19 protein-coding genes are annotated in these 20397 nt (G+C 71.3%); 11 read left to right on the forward strand and 8 right to left on the reverse strand.

Annotated elements, in window-relative coordinates; all coding sequences use genetic code 11:
• The first annotated feature begins 164 nt into the window (after positions 1 to 164).
• From pcaF to V8J39_RS13570, 4 genes are all read left to right on the forward strand, one after another.
• Entirely contained in the window at positions 165 to 1370 is a 1206-nt protein-coding gene (gene pcaF / locus V8J39_RS13555) for a 3-oxoadipyl-CoA thiolase (protein WP_336461455.1), read from the forward strand.
• A gap of 297 nt (positions 1371 to 1667) precedes the next feature.
• Positions 1668 to 2399 (forward strand): ABC transporter ATP-binding protein, encoded by a 732-nt coding sequence (locus V8J39_RS13560; RefSeq protein WP_336461456.1) that lies wholly within the window; start codon positions 1668 to 1670, stop codon positions 2397 to 2399.
• 10 nt (positions 2400 to 2409) lie between these two features.
• Entirely contained in the window at positions 2410 to 3273 is an 864-nt protein-coding gene (locus V8J39_RS13565) for an ABC transporter permease (protein ID WP_336461457.1), read from the forward strand.
• A gap of 172 nt (positions 3274 to 3445) precedes the next feature.
• Positions 3446 to 4480 carry an ABC transporter substrate-binding protein gene (locus tag V8J39_RS13570; RefSeq protein ID WP_336461458.1) on the forward strand — a complete coding sequence of 345 codons (1035 nt, stop codon included), beginning with the start codon at positions 3446 to 3448 and terminating at the stop codon, positions 4478 to 4480.
• Positions 4481 to 4532: 52 nt separating this feature from the next.
• Here the strand turns inward: V8J39_RS13570 and V8J39_RS13575 are convergent, their stop codons facing one another.
• A complete protein-coding gene (locus V8J39_RS13575; RefSeq protein ID WP_336461459.1) occupies positions 4533 to 5405 on the reverse strand; it encodes an isocitrate lyase/PEP mutase family protein in 873 nt (290 codons plus the stop codon).
• A gap of 16 nt (positions 5406 to 5421) precedes the next feature.
• On the reverse strand, positions 5422 to 6177 hold the full coding sequence (locus V8J39_RS13580) for a GntR family transcriptional regulator (protein WP_336461460.1): 756 nt from the start codon (positions 6175 to 6177) through the stop codon (positions 5422 to 5424).
• A gap of 132 nt (positions 6178 to 6309) precedes the next feature.
• On the opposite strand from V8J39_RS13580, the gene leuC reads away from it, so the two are divergent.
• Together leuC and leuD are read left to right on the forward strand one after the other, a co-directional pair.
• The gene (gene leuC / locus V8J39_RS13585) at positions 6310 to 7704 is read left to right on the forward strand and encodes a 3-isopropylmalate dehydratase large subunit (protein ID WP_336461461.1); all 1395 of its coding nucleotides are present in this window, start codon (positions 6310 to 6312) and stop codon (positions 7702 to 7704) included.
• Complete coding sequence (gene leuD, locus V8J39_RS13590) at positions 7701 to 8351, forward strand: 3-isopropylmalate dehydratase small subunit (protein WP_336461462.1); 651 nt, start codon at positions 7701 to 7703, stop codon at positions 8349 to 8351. The genes leuC and leuD overlap by 4 nt, the downstream gene beginning before the upstream one ends.
• A gap of 26 nt (positions 8352 to 8377) precedes the next feature.
• Here leuD and V8J39_RS13595 read toward each other — a convergent pair whose 3' ends face one another.
• A complete protein-coding gene (locus V8J39_RS13595) occupies positions 8378 to 9232 on the reverse strand; it encodes a citryl-CoA lyase (protein WP_336461463.1) in 855 nt (284 codons plus the stop codon).
• Positions 9232 to 10422, reverse strand: coding sequence for a CaiB/BaiF CoA transferase family protein (locus tag V8J39_RS13600; RefSeq protein WP_336461464.1), 1191 nt, complete (start codon positions 10420 to 10422; stop codon positions 9232 to 9234). Before V8J39_RS13600 ends, V8J39_RS13595 begins: the two co-directional genes overlap by 1 nt.
• A gap of 98 nt (positions 10423 to 10520) precedes the next feature.
• On the opposite strand from V8J39_RS13600, the gene V8J39_RS13605 reads away from it, so the two are divergent.
• Complete coding sequence (locus V8J39_RS13605; RefSeq protein ID WP_336461465.1) at positions 10521 to 11423, forward strand: LysR family transcriptional regulator; 903 nt, start codon at positions 10521 to 10523, stop codon at positions 11421 to 11423.
• 38 nt (positions 11424 to 11461) lie between these two features.
• Here V8J39_RS13605 and V8J39_RS13610 read toward each other — a convergent pair whose 3' ends face one another.
• Together V8J39_RS13610 and V8J39_RS13615 are read right to left on the reverse strand one after the other, a co-directional pair.
• Positions 11462 to 12235, reverse strand: a complete 774-nt coding sequence (locus tag V8J39_RS13610) for an anti-sigma factor (protein ID WP_336461466.1) — start codon at positions 12233 to 12235, stop codon at positions 11462 to 11464.
• Positions 12232 to 12867: a sigma-70 family RNA polymerase sigma factor gene (locus tag V8J39_RS13615; protein WP_336461467.1), complete on the reverse strand. Its 636-nt coding sequence runs from the start codon at positions 12865 to 12867 to the stop codon at positions 12232 to 12234. The genes V8J39_RS13610 and V8J39_RS13615 overlap by 4 nt, the downstream gene beginning before the upstream one ends.
• Positions 12868 to 13053: 186 nt before the next feature.
• On the opposite strand from V8J39_RS13615, the gene V8J39_RS13620 reads away from it, so the two are divergent.
• The gene (locus tag V8J39_RS13620) at positions 13054 to 13842 is read left to right on the forward strand and encodes a DUF4394 domain-containing protein (protein ID WP_336461468.1); all 789 of its coding nucleotides are present in this window, start codon (positions 13054 to 13056) and stop codon (positions 13840 to 13842) included.
• 146 nt (positions 13843 to 13988) lie between these two features.
• Here the strand turns inward: V8J39_RS13620 and ggt are convergent, their stop codons facing one another.
• Complete coding sequence (gene ggt, locus V8J39_RS13625) at positions 13989 to 15641, reverse strand: gamma-glutamyltransferase (protein ID WP_336461469.1); 1653 nt, start codon at positions 15639 to 15641, stop codon at positions 13989 to 13991.
• A gap of 416 nt (positions 15642 to 16057) precedes the next feature.
• Between ggt and V8J39_RS13630 the strand changes: the two genes are divergently transcribed.
• The 3 genes from V8J39_RS13630 to V8J39_RS13640 all read left to right on the forward strand — a co-directional run bounded on the left by V8J39_RS13630 (position 16058) and on the right by V8J39_RS13640 (position 18920).
• Positions 16058 to 17056 carry a DctP family TRAP transporter solute-binding subunit gene (locus tag V8J39_RS13630; RefSeq protein WP_336461470.1) on the forward strand — a complete coding sequence of 333 codons (999 nt, stop codon included), beginning with the start codon at positions 16058 to 16060 and terminating at the stop codon, positions 17054 to 17056.
• Between the two features lie 70 nt (positions 17057 to 17126).
• A complete protein-coding gene (locus V8J39_RS13635) occupies positions 17127 to 17636 on the forward strand; it encodes a TRAP transporter small permease (RefSeq protein WP_336461471.1) in 510 nt (169 codons plus the stop codon).
• A 6-nt stretch (positions 17637 to 17642) separates the two neighbouring features.
• Positions 17643 to 18920, forward strand: coding sequence for a TRAP transporter large permease (locus tag V8J39_RS13640; protein WP_336461472.1), 1278 nt, complete (start codon positions 17643 to 17645; stop codon positions 18918 to 18920).
• 89 nt (positions 18921 to 19009) lie between these two features.
• Here V8J39_RS13640 and V8J39_RS13645 read toward each other — a convergent pair whose 3' ends face one another.
• On the reverse strand, positions 19010 to 20395 hold the full coding sequence (locus tag V8J39_RS13645; protein WP_336461473.1) for an FGGY family carbohydrate kinase: 1386 nt from the start codon (positions 20393 to 20395) through the stop codon (positions 19010 to 19012).
• Positions 20396 to 20397: the final 2 nt, after the last annotated feature.

Consider the following 20397-nt stretch of genomic DNA (forward strand, 5'->3'; position numbering starts at 1 on the left):
GCATATCAATACCGCATAGCGGAATCTAGGGATTGTTTATTCCCGAATCCCGGCTTAGGGTCATCCGACAGCAGGACGGCGACGGGAGGCGCCCTCCTGGACCCGACCCCCGGCAAGCACAGCGCGCCGGTCCGGCCTCCCGCCACGCTCGCGCCGGAGAGCCCATGACCGACGTCTTCATCTGCGACTATGCCCGGACCGCCTTCGGCCGCTACGGCGGCGCGCTGGCCGCGGTCCGGCCCGACGACCTGGGCGCGATCCCGCTGCGGGCGCTGATGGCGCGCCACCCCGACATCGACTGGGCGCAGGAGCTGGAAGACGTCGTCTTCGGCAATGCCAACCAGGCGGGGGAGGACAACCGCAACGTCGCGCGCATGTCGGCGCTGCTGGCCGGCCTGCCGGACGCGGTGCCGGGCGTCACGCTGAACCGGCTCTGCGGCTCGGGCATGGATGCGGTCGTGACCGCGGCCCGCGCGATCCGGGCGGGCGAGGCCGGGCTGATGATCGCCGGCGGCACCGAAAGCATGAGCCGCGCCCCCTTCGTGATCGGCAAGGCCGACACCGCGTTCGCGCGCCAGGCCGAGATGTTCGACACCACGATCGGCTGGCGCTTCGTCAACCCGGCGATGCAGGCGGCCTATGGCACCGACGCCATGCCCGAAACCGCCGAGAACCTGGCCGAAGATCACCAGATCACCCGCGAGGATCAGGACCGCTTCGCGCTCGCCTCGCAGCAAAAGGCCGCGCGGGCGCAGGGTTCGGGCCGGCTTGCGCGGGAAATCGTGCCGGTGCGGATCCCGCGGCGCAAGGGCGATCCGGTCGTGGTCGAGACCGACGAGCACCCCCGCGCCACCACGCTCGAAGCGCTGGCGCAGCTCAGGGCGCCGTTTCGCGCCGGCGGCACGGTGACGGCCGGGAACGCCTCGGGCGTCAACGACGGCGCCGCGGCGCTGATCCTCGCCTCGGGTCCGGCGGCCGAACGGCTGGGGCTCGAACCGCTCGCCCGGATCGTCGGCGGCGCCACGGCGGGCGTCGCCCCGCGGGTCATGGGTTATGGCCCGGTCCCGGCGATCGGCAAGCTGACCGCCCGGATCGGCTGGAGCCTCGACGATGTCGAGGTGATCGAGCTGAACGAGGCCTTCGCGGCCCAGGCGCTGGCCTGCACCCGCGGCCTCGGGCTGCGCGACGACGACCCCCGGGTGAACCCGAACGGTGGCGCGATCGCGCTGGGCCATCCGCTGGGCGCCTCGGGCGCCCGCATCGTCGGCACCGCGGTGACCGAGCTGCGCGAGACCGGCGCCCGCCGCGCCCTTGCCAGCATGTGCATCGGCGTCGGTCAGGGCATCGCCATCGCGCTGGAGCGGGTCTGACGCCGCCTTGCGCGCCAGTTCCGCAATGCGGAATATCAGTTGATAAAATTACGACTCAAAGGCCGAATATGAGTTGCTTATTTCCATAGCTGTGGTTTCCTAGACTTGAAGCTCATTGACCCGGTCGCGCGGGCCCGTCGAGGAGGACGAAGCGCGCGATCCGGCCGGGCATATGCCAGGGAGGAGAATGTGCGACACTCGGCAGCGACCGCGTGGGTCGGTCAGACTTTGGACGACCCGAATGCGCGACAACCGACTGAGGCCCCGGTCCTCATTTCCTACCGCGGCGTCGGCAAGGTGTTCGAGACCGACCGCGGGTCGATGACCGCCGTGCGCGACATCACGCTCGACATCCGCGAGGGCGAGTTCGTGACCCTCGTCGGCCCCTCGGGCTGCGGCAAGTCCACGCTGCTGAACATGGCGGCGGGGCTCTTCGAACCGACGACGGGCTCGGTGCACTACCGCGACACGCTGGTGACGCCCTACAACCGGCGCGTCGGCTACATGACCCAGAACGACCACCTGCTGCCCTGGCGCGATGTCCAGGGCAACGTCATGATCCCGCTCGAGATCCGCGGCATGCCAAGGGCCGAGGCGCGCGACCGCGTGCAGCAGCTTCTGGACAAGGTCGGCCTCAAGGGGTTCGAGAGGGCCTATCCGGCACAGCTTTCGGGCGGGATGCGCAAGCGCTGCGCGCTGGCGCGGCTGCTGGCCTACGACCCCGAGGCGCTGCTGATGGACGAACCCTTCGGCGCGCTGGACGCCCAGCTGCGGACCCGGATGCAGATCGAGATCCGCCGCCTCGCGCTCGAATTGAACAAGACCGTGGTCTTCGTCACCCACGACCTCGACGAGGCGGTGTCGATCGCCGACCGCTGCGTGGTCTTCACCCAGCGGCCCGGCACGATCGCGCGCGTGGTCGACGTGCCGCTCCCGCGCGAGCGCGACCTGATGCAGCTGCGCCACGACAACAGCTATCGCGACCTGACGGCCGAGCTTTGGCAGCTGCTCGCACCGGACATGGAATGAGGGGCCGGGCATGACACAGATGAACCTCACCGCCCCCGCCGGCGCGATGACCGCGCCCGAAGCCAGCGCCACCTCGCGCAAGCGCGACCGCGAGCGGCAGCGGCGCAACCGGATCTGGATGGCGCGGGGCGGCTTTCTCGTCGCCTTCGTCGCGGCCTGGCAGATCGCCGCGATGTACTTCATCTCGGATTTCTTCATCGGCCGGCCCGACGCCATCGCCACTAAGCTCTGGGCCTGGGCGGTGAACGGCTCGCTGTTCTACCACGCCAGCATCACCAGCATCGAGGCGCTCGCGGGCTTCCTGCTCGGCAGCCTCGTGGGCATGGCCGCGGGCGTGCTGATGGGCCGCGCGCAGACCCTGGCCGAAATCGTCGACCCGTTCCTGATGATGTTCTACAGCCTGCCCAAGGTCGCGCTCGCGCCGATGTTCATCCTGTGGTTCGGGATCGGCATCGACATGAAGATCTACCTGACCGCGACCATCGTCTTCTTCCTGGTGTTCCTCAACACCTATGCCGGCGTGCGCTCGGTCAGCCGCGAACAGGTCGCGATCCTGCGGCTGATGGGGGCGCGCGAACGCCACATCCTGCGCAAGGTCGTGCTGCCCTCGGCGGTGACCTGGGTCTTCAACGGCCTGCGCCTGTCGGTGCCCTACGCGCTGATCGGCGCGATCGTGGGTGAGCTGATCGCCTCGAACAAGGGGCTGGGCTACCTGCTGGCCAATGCCTCGGGGCAATACGACACCTCGGCGATGTTCGCCGCGCTGATCGCGATCATGGTGCTGGCGCTCGCGCTCAACCTCGCGGTCAAGGTGGTCGAGCGCAAGGCGATGCCCTGGAAGCTTGCCGAGGACAGCCGCGAGATGTCGATCTGAGCTTTGCGGGGGCGCGCCGCCGCCCCCGCCAAGACCCGCGATCCGGCCGGGAGTGGAGGCCCGGCCGGCGCGCGGATCACCCCCGGTCTGCGGGGCGTCCCGCCACGGGCCCCGCGGCCCGTGGGCACAGAGGTGCTGCGCAGCCAACATCCGTTCTCAGGGAGGAGTAACGATGACCATGCTGACCAACTTCCGGGGCCTCGTCCTCGGCACGCTCTGCGCCTTCGGCGCCACCGCCGGGCTGGCGCAGGATCTCAAGCCCGTCTCGGTCGCGACCTCGACCACCGGCATGCTCTACCTGCCGATCTACGTCGCCGACACGATGGGCTATTTCGAGGACGAGGGCCTGAAGGTCACCACCCAGACCATGAAGTCCAGCGCGATCATGGCCGCGGTGATCGGCGGCGATGTCGACATCTACCCCGGCACCCCCTCCGCCGGCCTGCGCGCGGCAAGCCAGGGCACCGACATCCGCATCTTCGGCACGCTGCTCGACCAATATGCCTCGAACATGGTGATCACCGGCGAGAAGGCCAAGGAACTGGGCCTGACCGCGGACTCCACGCTCGACGAACGCATCGCCGCGCTCAAGGGGCTGACGATCGCGGTCACCGGCGCCGGCAGCGGCACCCACCAGCTCGCGCTCTACCTGCTCAAGCGCGGCGGCATGAACCCCGACCGCGACGCGACGATCATGTTCATCGGCGGCTCGCGCGAGATCCTCGCCGCGTTCGAGAACGACCGCATCGACGGCTTCATCCTGTCGAACCCGACCTCGGACACCGCGGTCATGGACATGGACGGCTTCCTGATGTTCGACATGGTCAACGGCGCGATCGAGGAGCTGAACGGCTATCCCTACATCACGCTCGACGCCCGCGAGGCCTGGCTGAAGGAGGACCCCGCCCGCGCGACCGCCTTCGTCACCGCGATCGCCAAGGCCCAGCAGGCGATCCGCGACCCCGAGCGTGGCCACGAGGTCCGCGACAAGGTCTATGCCGCCCATCTGGAACAGTTCGACAAGAAGCTGTTCGACGCGGCCTGGGACAACATGGCCCTGGCCTATCCCGAGACGCCGGTGATCACCGAGGCGATGCTGAACAAGGCCATCGACTATCTCAACGATTTCTCGGAGGAGAAATACGACGCCAGCCTCGCGCGCGAGGCGCTGGCCGGCGAATACACCGCCGACATCGCCGCCAACTGACCGCCGGCGCAAGCCCGCCCGGGGAGAGGATCGCCCTCTCCCCGGGCGTTCGTCATTCGGCGGCCAGCGCCTCGTAGCCGCCGGCCTCGGCCAGCAGCTCGGGCGTGCCGATCGCGGCGTTCAGCCCGTCGAAATCCGCCATCCGCGCGGCGAAGGGCGCGTTCGAGCGATGCGCCTTCAGGCTTTCGAAATAGTCCTGCATCTGGCGCAGCACCGCCCGCGCGAGCCCGCCAGGGAAGATCACGATCCGGAACCCCGCCGCGTGCAGCGCGTCGGCATCCCGGATCGGCGTGTGCCCGCCCTCGACCATGTTGGCCAGAAGCGGCACCCGCCCCGCGAACCGTTCGGCGATCGCGGCCATCTGCTCCAGCGACCGCGGCGCCTCGACGAACAGCACGTCGGCCCCGGCCTCGAGATAGGCCTCGCCGCGGTCCAGCGCCGCCTCGAAGCCCTCGACCGCGATCGCATCGGTGCGCGCGATGATCTGCAGCGCGTCCGAGCCGCGCGCGTCGCAGGCGGCGCGGATCTTGCCCACCATCTCGGCGGCGGGGATCACCGTCTTGCCCTTCATGTGCCCGCAGCGCTTGGGAAAGCCCTGATCCTCCAGCTGCAGCCCGCTCGCGCCCGCGCGCTCGAACATCCGCACCGTGCGCTTGACGTTCATCGCGTTGCCAAAGCCGGTGTCGCCGTCGACGATCAGCGGCAGCGCCACCCGGTCGCGGATCAGCGCGACCGTCTCGGCGACCTCCGAGGCCGTCACCAGGCCGACGTCCGGCCGCCCCAGCCGCGTGTAGGCGACCGAGGCGCCCGACAGGTACAGGCAGTCGAACCCCGCCTGTTCGGCCAGAAGCGCCCCGAAGGCGTCATAGACCCCGGGCGCCAGGATCCCCTGCCCCGTGCGAAGCAGCCGCTTCAATCCATCCATCGCCGAACCTCCCGTTTCAGCCGTTCCACAGCGGCGCCGCCCCGGGGCCGCGCTCGTACTCCATCTCGTGCTCGTAGGTGTCGGGGCGGTAGAGCCCGTGGATCCGCTGCACCGCCCGACCGCCGTCGTCGAAGACCGTGCGGCGGATCGCCAGCAGCGCCGCCCCCGGCTCGACCTCCAGCGCCGCCGCGACATCGGGGGCCGCCAGGCTGGCCGAGATCACCTGCCGCGCCCGCGCGACCCGGTGCCCCGCCGCCTCGATCAGCTCCAGCAGCGGACGGGTGCGCAGCCCCTCGACGGGCAGGGCGCGGCCGATCTCCTCGGGCAGCCAGGCGGTGAGGTGGCTGAAGGGGCGCCCCGCCAGCGCGCGCACCCGCTCGGTGCGCAGCACTTGCGCCCGCGCCGCGATCCCCAGCGCCCCGGCCACCTCGGCCGGCGCCGGAACGAAGCCGTGCGACAGCAGCCGCACCTCGGTCTCCAGCCCCATGGCCAGCAGGTTCTCGAGATTGCCCGACAGGCTCGCCGCGACCGGCGAGGCTCCGGCCCCCTCCCCGGCCCGGGCGAAGGTGCCCCGCCCGCGCGCGCGCTCGACCGCCCCCTCGGCCGTCAGCCGCTCCATCGCGCGCCGGATCGTGATCCGCGACACGCCGAACTGCCCGGCCAGCGCCAGCTCGGGCGGCATCGCCTGCCCGGCGAACGCGCCGTCGCGGATCTGCTGGCGCAGCACCAGATAGACCTGGTGGTGCTTCGGAAGGACCGAACTTTCTGCCATGGTCTCCCCTCTTCTCGGCGCAAGCCTATCGCCCCCGCGGACGGCGCGGAAGCCAATTGTTATATTGACATGACATTATGACCATGATCGGCTCGGGCATGTCCCGGGGAGGGGACGCCGGAGGACCAGCACATGCACGATGCCGCCACGGCCGGGCCACGGACGCTTGTCGAGAAGATCTGGGACCGTCACCGGGTGCTGCACCGCGACGGGGCCGACCTGCTCTCGGTCGACCGCCACCTGCTGCATGAGGGATCGCACCACGCCTTCGACCGCCTCGCCGCCGCCGGGCTGCGGGTCCGCCACCCCGGGCTGACCTTCGCCGTCGCCGATCACTATGCCCCCAGCCATCCCGACCGGGCCGGCCCGGCGCAGGCGGTGATGATCGACCGGCTGGCCGCGAACACTGCCCGCCACGGCATCGACAGCTTCGGCCTTGGCGACGCGCGGCGCGGCATCGTGCATGTCGCCATGCCGGAACAGGGGCTGACCCTGCCCGGCACCCTCATCGTCTGCGGCGACAGCCACACCGCGACCCATGGCGCCTTCGGGGCCTTCGCCTTCGGGATCGGCGCGTCGGAAGTGGCGCATGTGCTGGCCACGCAGACGCTCTGGCAGCGGCCGGTGCCGATGATGCGCATCGCGGTCCTGGGCAGCCTGCCGCGCGGCACCACGGCCAAGGACCTGGCGCTGCACATCATTTCCCGCATCGGCACCGGTGGCGCCACCGGCCATGCCGTCGAATATGCGGGCCCCGCCATCGCGGCGCTGTCGATGGAGGCGCGGATGACGCTGTGCAACATGACGATCGAGATGGGCGCCCGCTCGGGCATCGTGCCGCCCGACGCGGTGACCTTCAACTGGCTGGCGGGGCGCGCCATGGCGCCGTCGGGCGCGGACTGGGCCGCGGCGGTCGCCGACTGGGCCACGCTGCGCAGCGACCCGGGCGCGCGCTACGGACGCGCGGTGACGCTCGACGCGGCCGAGGTCGCGCCGATGGTGACCTGGGGCACCAGCCCCGAACATGTCGCCCCGGTCACCGCCGCCGTGCCCGCGACCGAGCCCGACGCGCTCGACTACATGGGCATCGCCGCCGGCACCCCGATCGAGGGGCTGGCGGTGCAGCGCGGCTTCATCGGGTCGTGCACCAACGGGCGCTGGTCCGACCTCGTCGCCGCAGCCGAGCTGCTGAAGGGCCGCCGCGTCGCCGTGCCGCTTCTGGTCTCGCCGGGATCCGAGGCCATTGCCGCACAGGCCGAGGCGACGGGGCTGGCCGGGATCTTCCGCGCGGCGGGGGCGGAATGGGGCGCGCCGGGATGTTCGCTCTGCGTGTCAATGAACGGCGACCGGGTGGCCGAGGGCGAGCGCTGCGCCTCGACCTCGAACCGCAATTTCCGCGGCCGGCAGGGCCCCGGCGCGCGGACCCACCTGATGAGCCCGGCCATGGTCGCCGCCGCGGCGCTGACCGGCCGGATCACCGACGCGCGCCAGCTGCCCCGCGCCGACCTGTCGGAGATCGCGAAATGACCCCCTTCACCACCGCGACCGGGACCGGCGCGCTGCTGGCGCTCGACAATGTCGACACCGACCAGCTGATCCCGGCCCGGTTCATGAAGCGCAGCCGCAGCGAGGGTTACGGCCAGCAGCTGCTGCATGACCTGAGGTTCGACGCACAAGGCGCGGAACGGGCGGGATTTCCCCTGAACGGCCGGGCAGAGCCGCCGATGGTGCTGGTGGCCGGCGCGAATTTCGGCTGCGGATCCTCGCGCGAGGCGGCGGTCTATGCGCTGGTCGATCATGGCATCCGGGTCGTGGTGGCGAAAGGGTTCGCGGACATCTTTGGCAACAACGCCCAGCGCAACGGCCTTCTGACGCTGACGCTGGCGCCGGAGGCGCATGACCGGCTGGCGGCGCGGATCGCCGCCGCGCCCGGCGCCGGGATCACCGTGGATCTTGCCGCGCAGACGCTTCGCTGCGCCGGGCTGGCGCCTGTCACCTTCGACATCGACCCGGTGGCCAAGCGCCGCCTGCTCCTCGGGCTCGACGAGATTGCCGAGACGCTTCAGGACCTTGCGGCGATCGAGCGGCACGAGGCCGCGGCCCGTGCCGCGCGGCCCTGGCTCACGCCGCGGCCGGTGGGCACTGGAACGGGCACCGGGCCGGGCGCGGGCTGACGGAGAGGGTCGCGCCGGCGCGGGCCCTAGCGATCGCCCTCATCCGGCAGCGCGCGGTCCGGCGCGCCGCCATAGGTCCAGAGCCATTGCCGCGGCAGCGGCCCCTTGTTGCGCGCGGGCGCGAGGCTTTGCTCGTGGGCATGGGCGAGGATCCCGACCGCCCGCGACAGGATGAAAAGCCCGCGGCACAGCGCCGGGGCGAAGCCAAGCTCGGCATAGATCACCGCCGTCGCCCCGTCGATGTTCATCGGCACCGGCCGCGACTTCGCGGCCTTGAGATGCGCGTCGATGGCGCGGGCGATCGCGGCAAAGCGCCCCTCGACCAGTCCGGCCGCCGCGGCCTCGTCCACCAGCGCCAGCAGCCGCGGCGCGCGCGGGTCGACCGGGTGGAAGCGGTGGCCGAAGCCCGGCACATAGCGCATTCCCGCCGCCTGCCTGCGCCCGAGCACCCGCGCGACCGCCGCCTCCGGCGGCCCGGCCCCGGCGGCGATCTCGGCGGCGATCTCGTGAAACAGCGCCACCGCCTGTTCGCCCGCGCCGCCGTGGACATCGTCGAGCACGTTGATCGCCGAGGCCATGGCGCCGTTGATGCCGACCCCGCCGGTGACCGCCATCCGCGCGATCGCGATCGAGGGCGCCTGCGGCCCGTGATCGACGCCGGCGACCAGTGCGGCCTCCATCAGCCGCGCCTGCGCCGGGCTTGGCAGCGAACCGCGCGTCATCAGCCAGACCATCTGCGGATAGCTGATCCGGCCGATCAGCTCTTCGACCGCATAGCCCCGCAGCCGGATCTCGCCGGGCTGCATGCGGATGATGTCGGTGCGCCACCAGTCCTCGGCCAGCCGCCGGTCGGCCCCGTCCTGCGGTCCCGTGTCCTGCATCAGATCGCTCCTTCCGCCGCAAGGCGCGCGATCTCGGTCGGGGTCAGGCCAAGCGCGCCGTAGACTTCGCCATTGTCGGCCCCGAGCATGGGCGGCGGCGCCGCGACCGCCGGCGCGCGGCCGTCGAGCTTGACGCCGGTCCGCACCACCGTGATGTCGCGCCCCACCCCGTCGGGCGCCGCGAAGGTGGCCAGCAGGCCGCGCCCCGCCACCTGCGGCGCCGCCAGGATCTGCGGCACCGAAAGCACCGCCCCCGCCGGCACGCCGATCGCGTTCAGCTCGGCCGCCCAAGCCTCGGCCCCCTTGGCCGCAAGCGAGCGCTCGAGCGCCGCGCGCAGCCGGTGGCGGTTCGCCTTGCGCAGCTCGCGCGTGGCGAAGTCCGGCGCCGCGAGCAGGTCGTCGCGGCCGAGGTGGCGCGCCAGCGCCTGCCACTGCTCCTCCTTGTTCGCGGCGATGTTGATCGGCCCGTCGGCGGTCTCGAACGTGCCCGAGGGGGCCGAGGTCATGTTCTCGTTCCCGTTCGCGCCCGGCACCACGCCCCCGATCAGGTAGTTGGACACCACCCAGCCCATGGTCGCGACGACGGCCTCGAGCATCGAGACGTCGATCTGCCCGCCCCGCTCGGGCGCGTTCAGCGCCGCCGAGATCGCCATCGCCGCGGTCAGCCCGCCGATCGTGTCGGCCAGCGGGTAGCCCACGCGCAGCGGCGCGCTATCCGCGTCGCCGGTGATCGACATCACCCCCGACGCCCCCTGCACGATCTGGTCGTAGGCGGGCCGGTCGCGCCACGGTCCGTCCTGACCGAAGCCCGAGATCGCGCAGTAGATCAGCCGCGGATTGTCGGCCCGCAGCACCTCGTAGCCGACGCCGAGCCGGTCCATGACCCCGGGGCGGAAGTTCTCGACCAGCACGTCGGCCCCCTGCACGAGGCGGCGCAGCAGTGCCCGGCCCTCGGGATGCTTGAGGTTGACGGTCACCGACTTCTTGCCGGCGTTCTGCGCAAGGAACGACACGCCCATGCCGCGCCGGTTCAGCTCGGCGTCGGCGCCGAGGTTGCGGGCCAGATCGCCCCGCCCCGCCGCCTCGACCTTGATCACCTCGGCGCCAAGGTGCACGAGCTGGTGGCAGCAGAACGGCCCCGCCAGCACGTTGGTCAGGTCGAGGATGCGGATGCCCGCGAGCGGTGTCATGGCCGGTCTCCCTGTGCGTGTCCCCCGGGATATGGGGCAGGTGACGCTGCCGGAAAATTCAGTTATTTTCAGGAACGAATAACTTTCAGGCAGCAATCATGGATGTCCGCGACCTGAGCTATCTGGCGGCGATCCTGCGCGAGGGCAGCATCGTCGCCGCGGCCGAGGCGGTGGGGCGGACGCCGCCCGCGCTCACCAAGGCGGTGCGGCGGCTGGAGGAGGCGCTGCAGGTGCGGCTGTTCACCCGGGCGGGCCGCGGGATCGAGCCGACCGAGGCCGCGCGCTATCTGGTCAGGTCGACGGCGGGGATGGTCGGCCGGCTGGACGTGATCCGCGGCCAGGTCGCCGAGATCGCGGCGGGAACGCAGGGACACGTGCGGCTGGGGGTCGCGGCCACGACGGCGGCCGTGTTCCTTCCCGGCTTCCTGCGCGGCCTGTCGCAGGCGCATCCGGGCCTGACGATCTCGATCAGCAGCGGCATGAACGACGTGCTGCGCGACGCGCTGCGCCGGGGCGAGATCGACATCTCGCTGGGCGTGATCGATCGCGGCGATCCGGGCGAGACCGAGACGGTGACGCTGATCCGGGACCGGGTGACGGTCGCGGCCTCGCTCCAGCACAGGCTGCAGGGCCGGCCGGTGTCGTTCGAGGAGATCCTGGCCGAAAAATGGGTGCTGCCCTCGCGCGCCGCGGCGATGCGCCAGTGGTTCGACGCGGCGCTGGTCGCGCGCGGCTATCGCCCGCCGCGGCCGCATGTCGAGGCCTCGTCGATCGCGATCCTCGAGGAGCTGATCGCGGGGACGGGGTATCTGAGCTTCATCTCGGGGCTGAAGCTCGCGCTGCCGAGCGTCGCCGGGCGGCTGCGGGCGCTGGACCTGCCGGGTTTCGCGATGGAGCGCGAGATCGGGGCAAGCTGGATGCGCGGCGCCGCCGAGCGCCCGGCGGTGCGGCTGGTCACCGAGGCGCTCGGGCGCGCCGACTGGGCGCCCGGTTCCGACTGAGGGGGGCGCCGCCAGCGTCGGCCCGGCGGCGCCCGGTCTCAGAGCTGTTCCGCGGCGAAGCCCTTCGCGAGGATCGCCCCGGTCGGGCGGCCGGTCGGCGAGCCGCCCAGCGGCTCGAGCGTGATCTCGTACAGCTGGCCGCCCTGCGGATCGTCGAGCGCGGGCGGGGCGAGCCGGGTGCCGCGGGCCCCGTCGAGCAGGCCGATCGACACCGGGCCCGCCTGCGGCGACGGCAGCGTCCAGACCTGCATCTGCCGCCCCGCCGGGACCGCGACATCGGCGACGAAGCGGATCCGCGCGGCCTCGTGGCCGAAATCCTCGACCACCGCGCGCGGGGCGCCCGTTTCGTCAAGCAGCACCGCGATCACCAGCGGCTCGCGCGGCAGCAGCCGCTCTGCCAGGAACACCCCGCCAAGGACACCGATCCCGGCCGCGAGCGCGACCGGCAGCGCAAGGCGCAGCCGCCGCCGCGGCGCCGACGGGGCGTTCGCCGCCGGCGGCCGGGCCGGGCCGGTCCCGGAGCCGGCGCTGGCCCCATCTCTGGCCCCATCTCTGGCCCCATCTCTGGCGTCGACATCGGCGTCGCCCGGCTCCGCCGCGGCGATGCGTGCCGCGAGCGCGGGCCAGAACCCGGCCGGCACCGGCAGCGGCGCCGCCGCAAGGTCGATCGGCAGGAACCGCAGCCGCGCCCGCTCGACCGCCGCAGCCCAGTCCGGCTCGGTGCCGAGCGCGGCCTCCGCGGCCGCGGCCCCGGCCGGGTCGAGCAGGCCGAGGACGAATTCGTCGGCGCGGGTGTCGAGATCGCCGGTCATGACAGGCACCCCCTCAGCAGCTCGAGCCCGCGGCGGATCCAGGACTTGCAGGTGCCGAGCGGGACGGATTGCAGCGCCGAGATCTCGCCGTGGCTGAAGCCGCCGACATAGGCCAGCAGGATCGCCTGCCGCGCCCGCGGCTCGAGCGCGGCGAGGCAGTCCTTCAGCGCCACCCGGTCGCCCAGCGCGTCGAGGCTGGCCGTCGCCGCCATCCGCCGCCCGTCCTGCAACGCCGCAAGCGCGCCGTCGTCGAGCGTCGACAGCCGCCCGCCGTCGCGCAGGATGTTCAGGCAGCGGTTGCGCAGGATCGCGAACAGCCAGCCGCGGCCCGACCCTTCGCGGTACTGGGCCGCCCGCCGCCAGACCTGCACCAGCGCGTCCTGCACCGCCTCTTCGGCAAGGTCGCGCCGGTGCAGCATGCGCTGCGCGACGCCCAGCAGCCGCCCGCCCTCCAACTCGACGATGCGGCGCAGCGCCGCCTCGTCGCCGCGCGCGCAGCCCCGGATCGCCGCGCCGATCTCGCAGCCCGCTGTTCCCCCGGCCTCCCCGGTCATGTCCGAACGTCTCCCCGGCATCGGCCCCACCTCGTGACAGCCTTGCACGAGCAGCGCCCCGTATTCCAGTTCGCGCATCGTCGTCTCCGTCCGTGCCGTCCCGCCTCTGTGACTTGAGGACACTCCGGCGGCGGCGAATGGATGCAGGGCCCGCGATCCTTCGCGAAAAAAATTCCGGGCCGGCGCATCCATCCGGGCCGCCGGCGTGTCCTTGGGGCAGAGAGGCGGCGGGAGGTCGCCTCCGCACAGCGAAAGGACACGCCCATGACGACGTTCCGCACAATGCTTCTTGCCGGCTCTGCCCTGGCCCTGACCGCGCCCGCGGCCCTGGCCGCCCCGGTGATCGCGCTTCTGGACAGCGGAGACCTGGTCTCGTTCGACACCGGGATGCCGGCCGAGGTGACGATGATCGAGGTGACGGGGGCCGAGGACCTTGTCGGCATCGACCTGCGCCCGGCGAACAACACGCTGGTGGGCGTGACCGCCGCGGGCGGGATCGTGACGATCGACCCCGCCACGGGCGCCGCGACCGACCTGTCGACGATGACGACGATGCTGCCCGCCTCGGACATGCCGGTGATCGTCGACTTCAACCCGATGGCCGACCGGCTGCGGCTGATGACCGGCACCACCAACCACCGGGTCAACGTCGACACCGGCGAGGTCACCGTCGACGGCTCGCTCGCCTTCGAAAGCGGCGACATGCATGCCGGCGAGGCCCCCGCCATCGCGGCCGCGGCCTATATCAACGCCTATGGCAAGCCCGAGAAGACGGCGATGTATGACATCGACACCACGATCGGCGCGCTGATCCGCCAGACCTCGCCGAACGACGGCACGCTTGCCGCGATCGGCAAGCTGGGGATCGAGATGGGCGACAGCACGCCCGCCTTCGACATCCAGACCACGGCGGACGGCACGAATTCGGCCTGGCTGATGGTGTCGGGCACGATCTACGCCGTCGATCTGGAGACCGGGGCCGCGACCGAGGCGGTCATGGTCGAGGGCATCGAGGGCGACGTGATCGACTTCACCGTGATGCCGGCGATGTGACCCGGCCTGGTCCGGGCCCGGCGCCGCGACAGCCCCCACAGGCGGCACCGGGCCCGGATCGCTGCCGCGCGACACCGGGCGCGGCGCCCCCGCCAAGGGGGGCGGCCGCGCCGGTCGGGGTCGCGGCGCCGGGCCTGCGCCCGCGGTCAGATGTGGAAGGCCACGCCCTCGTCGGCCGGGCCGCCGCCCAGGGCCGCGACGGTGCCGTCGGCCCGCCAGCAGGCGGCGCCGGTCATGCCCTCGGGCCCGAAGGTGATCGCGTTCATGCCGCCGCCGATATGCGGCACGATGCGGATCTCGTGGCCGCGGGCGCGCAGCGCCTCGGCGTGGTGGGCATAGCCGGGTTCAAGCTCGACATGCGCGCCCTCGGTCCAGATCCGGGGCGCCTCGACCGCCTGCTGACCGGTCATGCCGAAGTCGATCAGGTTCAGGATCGACTGCATCGCCGAGGGGAAGATCCGCAGCGCCCCCGGCAGCCCGAGGGCGAAGGCGGGGCGTCCGTCGCGCAGGACGATCATCGGCGCCATCGAGGTCGGCACCCGCTTGCCCGGCGCGATCGAGCGCGCGGTGCCGGGGTGCGGGTCGAAGTTGTACATGTAGTTGTTGGGGATCATGCCGGTGCCCGGCACCATGAAGCGCGCGCCGAACAGCCCGTTGATCGTGTGGGTCGCCGACACGATCATCCCGTCCGCGTCCGAGACGGTGATGTGGGTGGTGTTGTTGCTTTCGTATCCCGGCACCACCGCCCCCGGCGCGCCGATGTCGCGCAGCCGGCCGCGGCAGGTCTCGGCATAGGATTTCGAGATCAGCCTGCCGACCGGGATGTCGACGAAATCGGGATCGCCCGATGCGGCGCGGCGATCCTCGAACGCGACGCGGATCACCTCGGCCAGCAGGTGCAGCCGCTCGGCGGAATCGAAGCCCATCGCCCCGAGGTCATAGGCTTCGAGCATGTTGAGCATCTGCGCGACATGGATGCCGGACGAGGCCGGCGGCGGCGGGCCGACGATGTCATGGCCGCGGTAGCTGGCGAAGATCGCCTCGCGTTCGCGCGCGGCATAGCCGGCAAGGTCCTGCATCGACACCGTGCCCCGGTCGCCGTCGCGCGCCAGCCGGTCGACCAGCGCCTGCCCCAGCGCGCCGCCGTGCAGCGCGGCCGCGCCCTCGCGCGCGACGAGGCGCAGCGCGGCGGCATAGTCGGACTGGACCACCCGTTCGCCGGGCTTCAGGATCGTGCCGCCCGGCAGGAAGATCCGCGCGATCTCGGGATCCTGCGCAAGGTCCTCGGCGTGGCGCTCGATGTTCGAGCACAGGTAGGCGGTGGCGCGGAAGCCCTCGGCCGCGTGCCGGATCGCCGGGGCGATCACGTCGGCGAAGGGCAGCCGGCCGTGGGCGGCATGCATGTCGCACCAGCCGCGCAGGTTGCCCGGCACCGCGACCGAGGCCGGACCCACGAGGTTGCGGCGCCCGGCGGTCTCCATGTAGTCCGGCAGCACGTCCGAGACCGGCTGGTACATGTCCTCGGTCGCGGCTGCGGGGGCCTGCGACAGGCAGTCGTAGACGGTGTGGCCGCCGCCGGGCAGGCGCAGGTGCGCCACGCCGCCGCCGACGATGCCGACCATCATCGGCTCGACCACCGTCAGGGTCAGCAGCGCGCTGACCGCCGCATCGACGGCATTGCCCCCGACCGCAAGCATCTCCTGCCCCGCGGCGGAGCCGAGCGGGTGGTTCGTCACCACCACGCCCCGGGTGCCGGTGGCGGGCGACTTGCGACAGCGGAACGGAAGGGGCTGGGTCACGGGCGGTGGCTTTCGCTGGGCCGACGGCAGGGCGCGGCCATGTTTTGTGGTTTCGGTCACTTTCTATGTGGCCGCCCCGCAGGCGTCACGCCCAATCGTCGCAGACCGGGTGATTTTGCCGGGTCCGGCGGGAAAATCGCACCAGCCTGCGTAATTCGCATCGGGCGCGCCTTGTCGGCGGGGTCTGCCTAACCGGCGCGGCCCGTCCCGGGCGCATCAAGTTTGCCGATTTTTTGGGCAAATTTACGTGATGCGGACGTTGCGTCCGGAAATTTTCCGGTCATAAATGCCCGAACGCTCATTTTTTGTCGCTCGTTCGTTCAATATTGCCCATCATGACGGTACGACGACACCAATCGCCAGGGAATCGTCCCGCGGAACCGCCGAGCGGCCCGGGGCGCCAAAGGAGACGAACGATGAGCTTCACCACCCGTTTCGCCGGCCTGATGCTGGCCGCCGGCATCGGCGCCGCGATGATCGCGCCGGCCGAGGCGCGCGACATCAAGATCGGCCACTTCGGCAACCCCGGCACGCCGTTCAACGAAGGTGTCGACTACTTTGCCAAGCAGGTGGAGGAGCTGTCGGGCGGCAAGATCAAGGTCACGAACTTCCCCTCGGGCCAGCTCGGCAACGAGGCGCAGCAGATCGGTGCGCTGCAGGGCGGCCTGCAGGAGATGCTCATCACCTCCTCGACCAACCTGATCAAGTACAACGAGCTGTTCCAGGTCATCGACCTGCCCTTCGCCTTCCCCGACGACGCCGCCACCGACAAGGTGCTGCTGGGCGATGTCGGCAAGGAGATGCTCGACGGGCTCGAAGGGTCGGGCATGAAGGGCCTGACCTACATCGACAACGGCTTCCGCGACCTGTCGAACTCGAAAAAGCCGATCGAGTCGCTGGCCGATTTCCAGGGCCTGTCGTTCCGCGTCATCGGCGCGCCGGTCTTCATCAACACCTTCAAGGCGCTTGGCACCAACCCGGTGCCGATGCCCTTCACCGAGGTCTACACCGCGCTTGAGACCGGCACCGTCGACGGCCAGGACAACCCGCTGCTGACCGTGCGCGACGCGAACTTCTACGAGGTGCAGAAATACCTCACCGCCTCGAAGCACGCCTATTCCGCGCTGGTCATGCTGGTCAGCCAGCCCTACTGGAACAGCCTGTCGGACGAGGACAAGGCGATCATCCAGAAGGCCGCCGACAACACCGCGATCGAGAACCGCCGGATCATGCGCGACGCGGTCGCCAAGGCGCGCACCTTCCTCGAGACCGAGGGCAAGATGACCGTCTCGGACTTCACCCCCGAGGCCCGCGCCGAGATTGTCGCGGCCGTCGCGCCGGTGACCGAGGCGCTGCTGACCGACAAGACCCGCCCGGTCTATGCCGAGATGGAAAAGGTCCTGTCGGCCCAGTGACCCAGCCTTCGGGCCGGCGCGGATGCCCCGCGCCGGCCCTGTCTTCGCTTCAGCCGACCCGAGGTCCCCAATGCGCGCGCTGCGCTTCGCCGAGAAACTCCTGGAAGCCTTCGTCGCATTGCTTCTGTTCGTGCTGGTCGCGATGGTCTTCACCAACGTGATGCTGCGGTTCTTCCTGAACTCGGGCATCGTCGTGACCGAAGAGCTGTCGCGGATCACGATGTCGATCCTGATCCTGAGCGGCGCGGTGCTGGCCCTGATCCAGCAGCGCCACATCTCGATGACCCTGGTCGTCGACCGCCTGCCCGAAGCCGCCAAGAAGGTCGTGGTCCTGATCACCGGGATCGTGATGCTGTATGGCAACTGGCTGCTGGCCCAGGGCGCCTGGGCGCAGGCGCGGCTGAACTTCAGCTCGTCCTATCCGATCTCCGGCCTGCCCTCGGCCACGATCTACGTCACCGCGACCCTCGCCGGGGCCGCGCTCGCCCTCGTGGTGGCGGGCCGGATGGCGCTGATCCTGTCCGGCCGCATGCCCGCCGACCGCTTCTTCCAGGCGGCTTCCGCCGATATCGCCGAGTAACCGCACATGACCTTCGTGATCTTCCTTGGCGTGCTGATCCTCGGGATCGTGCTCGGCCTGCCCATCGCCTGGGCGCTCATCGCCTGCGGCATCGCGCTGATGCTGCACCTGGACTATTTCAACGCCCAGATCATCGCCCAGAACATGATCCTGGGCACCGACAACTTCATCCTGCTCGCGATCCCGTTCTTCATCCTCGCGGGCGAGCTGATGAACCGCGGCGGTCTGTCGCGGCGCATCATCGAGGCCGCGATGGCCGGCTTCGGCCACGTCTCGGGCGGGCTGGGCTATGTCGCGATCATCGCCTCGCTGATCATGGCCTCGCTCTCGGGCTCGGCCATCGCCGACAGCGCCGCGCTGGCCGCGATCCTGATCCCGATGATGCGCCTTGCCGGCTATCCCGAGGGGCCGTCGGGGGGCCTGCTGGCCGCGGGGGGCGTCATCGCCCCGGTGATCCCGCCCTCGATCGCGCTGGTGGTCTTCGGCGCCGTCGCCAACGTCTCGATCTCGGGCCTGTTCATGGCCGCGATCGTGCCCGGCGTGCTGATGGCGCTGTCGCTGATCGTGGCCTGGCGCTTCGTCTCGCGCGGCGGCGACTTCGTCACGCTCGAGCGGCAGGACCGGGCCGCGGTGCTGCGCGCGGTGTGGCGCGCCCTGCCCGCGCTGGTGCTGCCGGTCGTGGTCATCGGCGGGCTGCGCGTCGGCGTCTTCACCCCGACCGAGGCGGCGGTGATCGCGGTGGTCTATGCCGCGCTGGTCGGCGCCTTCGTCTACCGCGAGCTGACGCTGGCCTCGTTCTACGAGGGGCTGGTCGAGGCGGGCAAGACCGCGGCGGTGGTGATGTTCCTCGTGGGCACCTCGATGGTCTCGGCCTGGCTGATCACCATCGCCAACCTGCCCGCGCAGGTCATCGCCTTCCTGCAGCCGTTCATGGACGAGCCGCGGCTGCTGGTGGGGATGATCGTGGTGCTGACGCTGCTGCTGGGGATGGTGCTGGATTTCACCCCGCTCTCGCTGATCCTGATGCCGATCGTGATCCCGCTGGGCAAGGCCGCGGGGATCGACCTGATCTATTTCGGCGTCGTCTTCACCATCGCCGGCGCGCTGGGCATGCTGACGCCGCCGGTCGGCAACGTGCTGAACGTGGTCTCCGGTGTCGGCAAGGTTCGGCTGGACCGGATCATCGTCGGCGTGATGCCCTTCCTGATCGCCGAGATCGCGGTGCTGGCGCTGCTGGTGATCTTCCCGCAGATCGTCACCGTTCCCCTGAGCCTGCTGCGCTAGCGCAGGCTTTCCGCAACCGTCCCCGAAACGATCAAGGGCCGCTTCCCCGGAAGCGGCCCTTGGTCTTTTGCAATGCTGTGGTCGCGCGCTCAGCGCCAGCCGCGCGCCCGGTCGACCGCGTCGGCAAAGCGCGCCTTGCGGCCGGCGCGGTCGCAGGCGCGCGGGGGGCAGGCGCCCCGCAGGCCCGGCGCGGCCAACGTCTGCCCGAGCCCGCGCGCGGCCAGCTGCGCCGCGCCGAAGCCCGTCAGCTCGTCCGTGCCGGGAAGCGTGACCTGCGCGCCGATCATGTCGGCCAGGAACTGGCACAGATAGCCCGAGCGCGTCAGCCCGCCATCGACCGAGACCGCCGTGAGCGGCCCCATGAGGTCAAGCACCTGTACCGCCCGCAGCACGATCCCCTCGACCAGCGCCTGCGCCATGTCGGCCCGCGTCGTGGCCCCGGTCATGCCCAGGAACATCCCGGCCGCCGAGCCGTCCCAGTAGGGCGCGGCAAGCCCGGCCAGCGCCGGCACGAAGACCAGCCCGCGGTCGATCGCGGGGGGCGCGTCGAACTGCCGAAGCGCCTCGGAGCTGTCGACAAGGCCGATCCGGCAGGCCCATTCGACCGCGGCGCCCGCGGCATGGACACCGCCCTCGGTCGCATAGGTGGTCTGCCCGCCGACGCGCCAGGCGACGGTCGGGAACAGCCCCGCGGGCACTTCGGGCGGGCGGTCCCCCGCCAGGGCCAGCGCGAAGGCGCCGGTGCCGAAGGTGACCTTGGCCGACCCCGCCGCCTGGCAGCCGTGGCCGTGCAGCGCCGCCTGCTGGTCGACGATGGCGGCCGTGACCGGCACCCCGCCGATCCGGCCGAAATCGTCGACGCTGCTGCGGATCTCGGGCAGGCAGTCGATCGGCACGCCGAAAAGCGCGCAAAGCTCCGGGTCCCAGGCCCCGGTCGCGAGGTTCATCAGCGAGGTGCGCGAGGCGGTGGTCACATCGGTCGCGCAGACACCGGTGAGGTTTTGCAGGAAGAACGCGTCGGTGGTGCCCAGCCGCAGCCGGCCCGCGGCACGGGCGGCCTGCACCTGGGGAAGGCTGCGCAGCAGCCACGCGAGCTTCGAGGCCGAGAAATAGGGATCGAGCGGAAGGCCAGCGCGATGGCGCACGAGATCCTCGTGCGGCGCGAGCCGCGCGAGGTCGGCCGAGGTCCGGCGATCCTGCCAGACGATCACCGGGCTGAGCGGCGCGCCGGTCACCGCATCCCAGGCAAGGCAGCTTTCGCCCTGGTTCGACAGCGCGATCGCATCGACCGGTCCGGCCCGATCAAGGCACTGGCGCAGGTTGGCCAGCAGCTCGCGCGGATCATGCTCGACCCGGTCCGCGGCGGGGAAATGCTGGTCGTGGCGGCAGGCATGGACGACCTCGGCCTGCCCCTCCGGCCCCGCGACAAGCGCGCGCGTCGAGGTGGTTCCCTGGTCGAGGGCGAGGATGCGCATGG

This window comes from Frigidibacter sp. MR17.24 (assembly GCF_037095655.1).
Lineage (GTDB): Bacteria > Pseudomonadota > Alphaproteobacteria > Rhodobacterales > Rhodobacteraceae > Frigidibacter.

Bases quoted from the DNA above. Each gene is read 5' to 3' on its own strand.
- pcaF (WP_336461455.1), top strand. From the start codon at position 165: ATGACCGACGTCTTCATCTGCGACTATGCCCGGACCGCCTTCGGCCGC.
- V8J39_RS13565 (WP_336461457.1), top strand. From the start codon at position 2,410: ATGACACAGATGAACCTCACCGCCCCCGCCGGCGCGATGACCGCGCCC.
- V8J39_RS13570 (WP_336461458.1), top strand. From the start codon at position 3,446: ATGACCATGCTGACCAACTTCCGGGGCCTCGTCCTCGGCACGCTCTGC.
- V8J39_RS13575 (WP_336461459.1), bottom strand. From the start codon at position 5,405: ATGGATGGATTGAAGCGGCTGCTTCGCACGGGGCAGGGGATCCTGGCG.
- V8J39_RS13580 (WP_336461460.1), bottom strand. From the start codon at position 6,177: ATGGCAGAAAGTTCGGTCCTTCCGAAGCACCACCAGGTCTATCTGGTG.
- leuC (WP_336461461.1), top strand. From the start codon at position 6,310: ATGCACGATGCCGCCACGGCCGGGCCACGGACGCTTGTCGAGAAGATC.
- leuD (WP_336461462.1), top strand. From the start codon at position 7,701: ATGACCCCCTTCACCACCGCGACCGGGACCGGCGCGCTGCTGGCGCTC.
- V8J39_RS13595 (WP_336461463.1), bottom strand. From the start codon at position 9,232: ATGCAGGACACGGGACCGCAGGACGGGGCCGACCGGCGGCTGGCCGAG.
- V8J39_RS13600 (WP_336461464.1), bottom strand. From the start codon at position 10,422: ATGACACCGCTCGCGGGCATCCGCATCCTCGACCTGACCAACGTGCTG.
- V8J39_RS13605 (WP_336461465.1), top strand. From the start codon at position 10,521: ATGGATGTCCGCGACCTGAGCTATCTGGCGGCGATCCTGCGCGAGGGC.
- V8J39_RS13610 (WP_336461466.1), bottom strand. From the start codon at position 12,235: ATGACCGGCGATCTCGACACCCGCGCCGACGAATTCGTCCTCGGCCTG.
- V8J39_RS13615 (WP_336461467.1), bottom strand. From the start codon at position 12,867: ATGCGCGAACTGGAATACGGGGCGCTGCTCGTGCAAGGCTGTCACGAG.
- V8J39_RS13620 (WP_336461468.1), top strand. From the start codon at position 13,054: ATGACGACGTTCCGCACAATGCTTCTTGCCGGCTCTGCCCTGGCCCTG.
- V8J39_RS13630 (WP_336461470.1), top strand. From the start codon at position 16,058: ATGAGCTTCACCACCCGTTTCGCCGGCCTGATGCTGGCCGCCGGCATC.
- V8J39_RS13635 (WP_336461471.1), top strand. From the start codon at position 17,127: ATGCGCGCGCTGCGCTTCGCCGAGAAACTCCTGGAAGCCTTCGTCGCA.
- V8J39_RS13640 (WP_336461472.1), top strand. From the start codon at position 17,643: ATGACCTTCGTGATCTTCCTTGGCGTGCTGATCCTCGGGATCGTGCTC.
- V8J39_RS13645 (WP_336461473.1), bottom strand. From the start codon at position 20,395: ATGCGCATCCTCGCCCTCGACCAGGGAACCACCTCGACGCGCGCGCTT.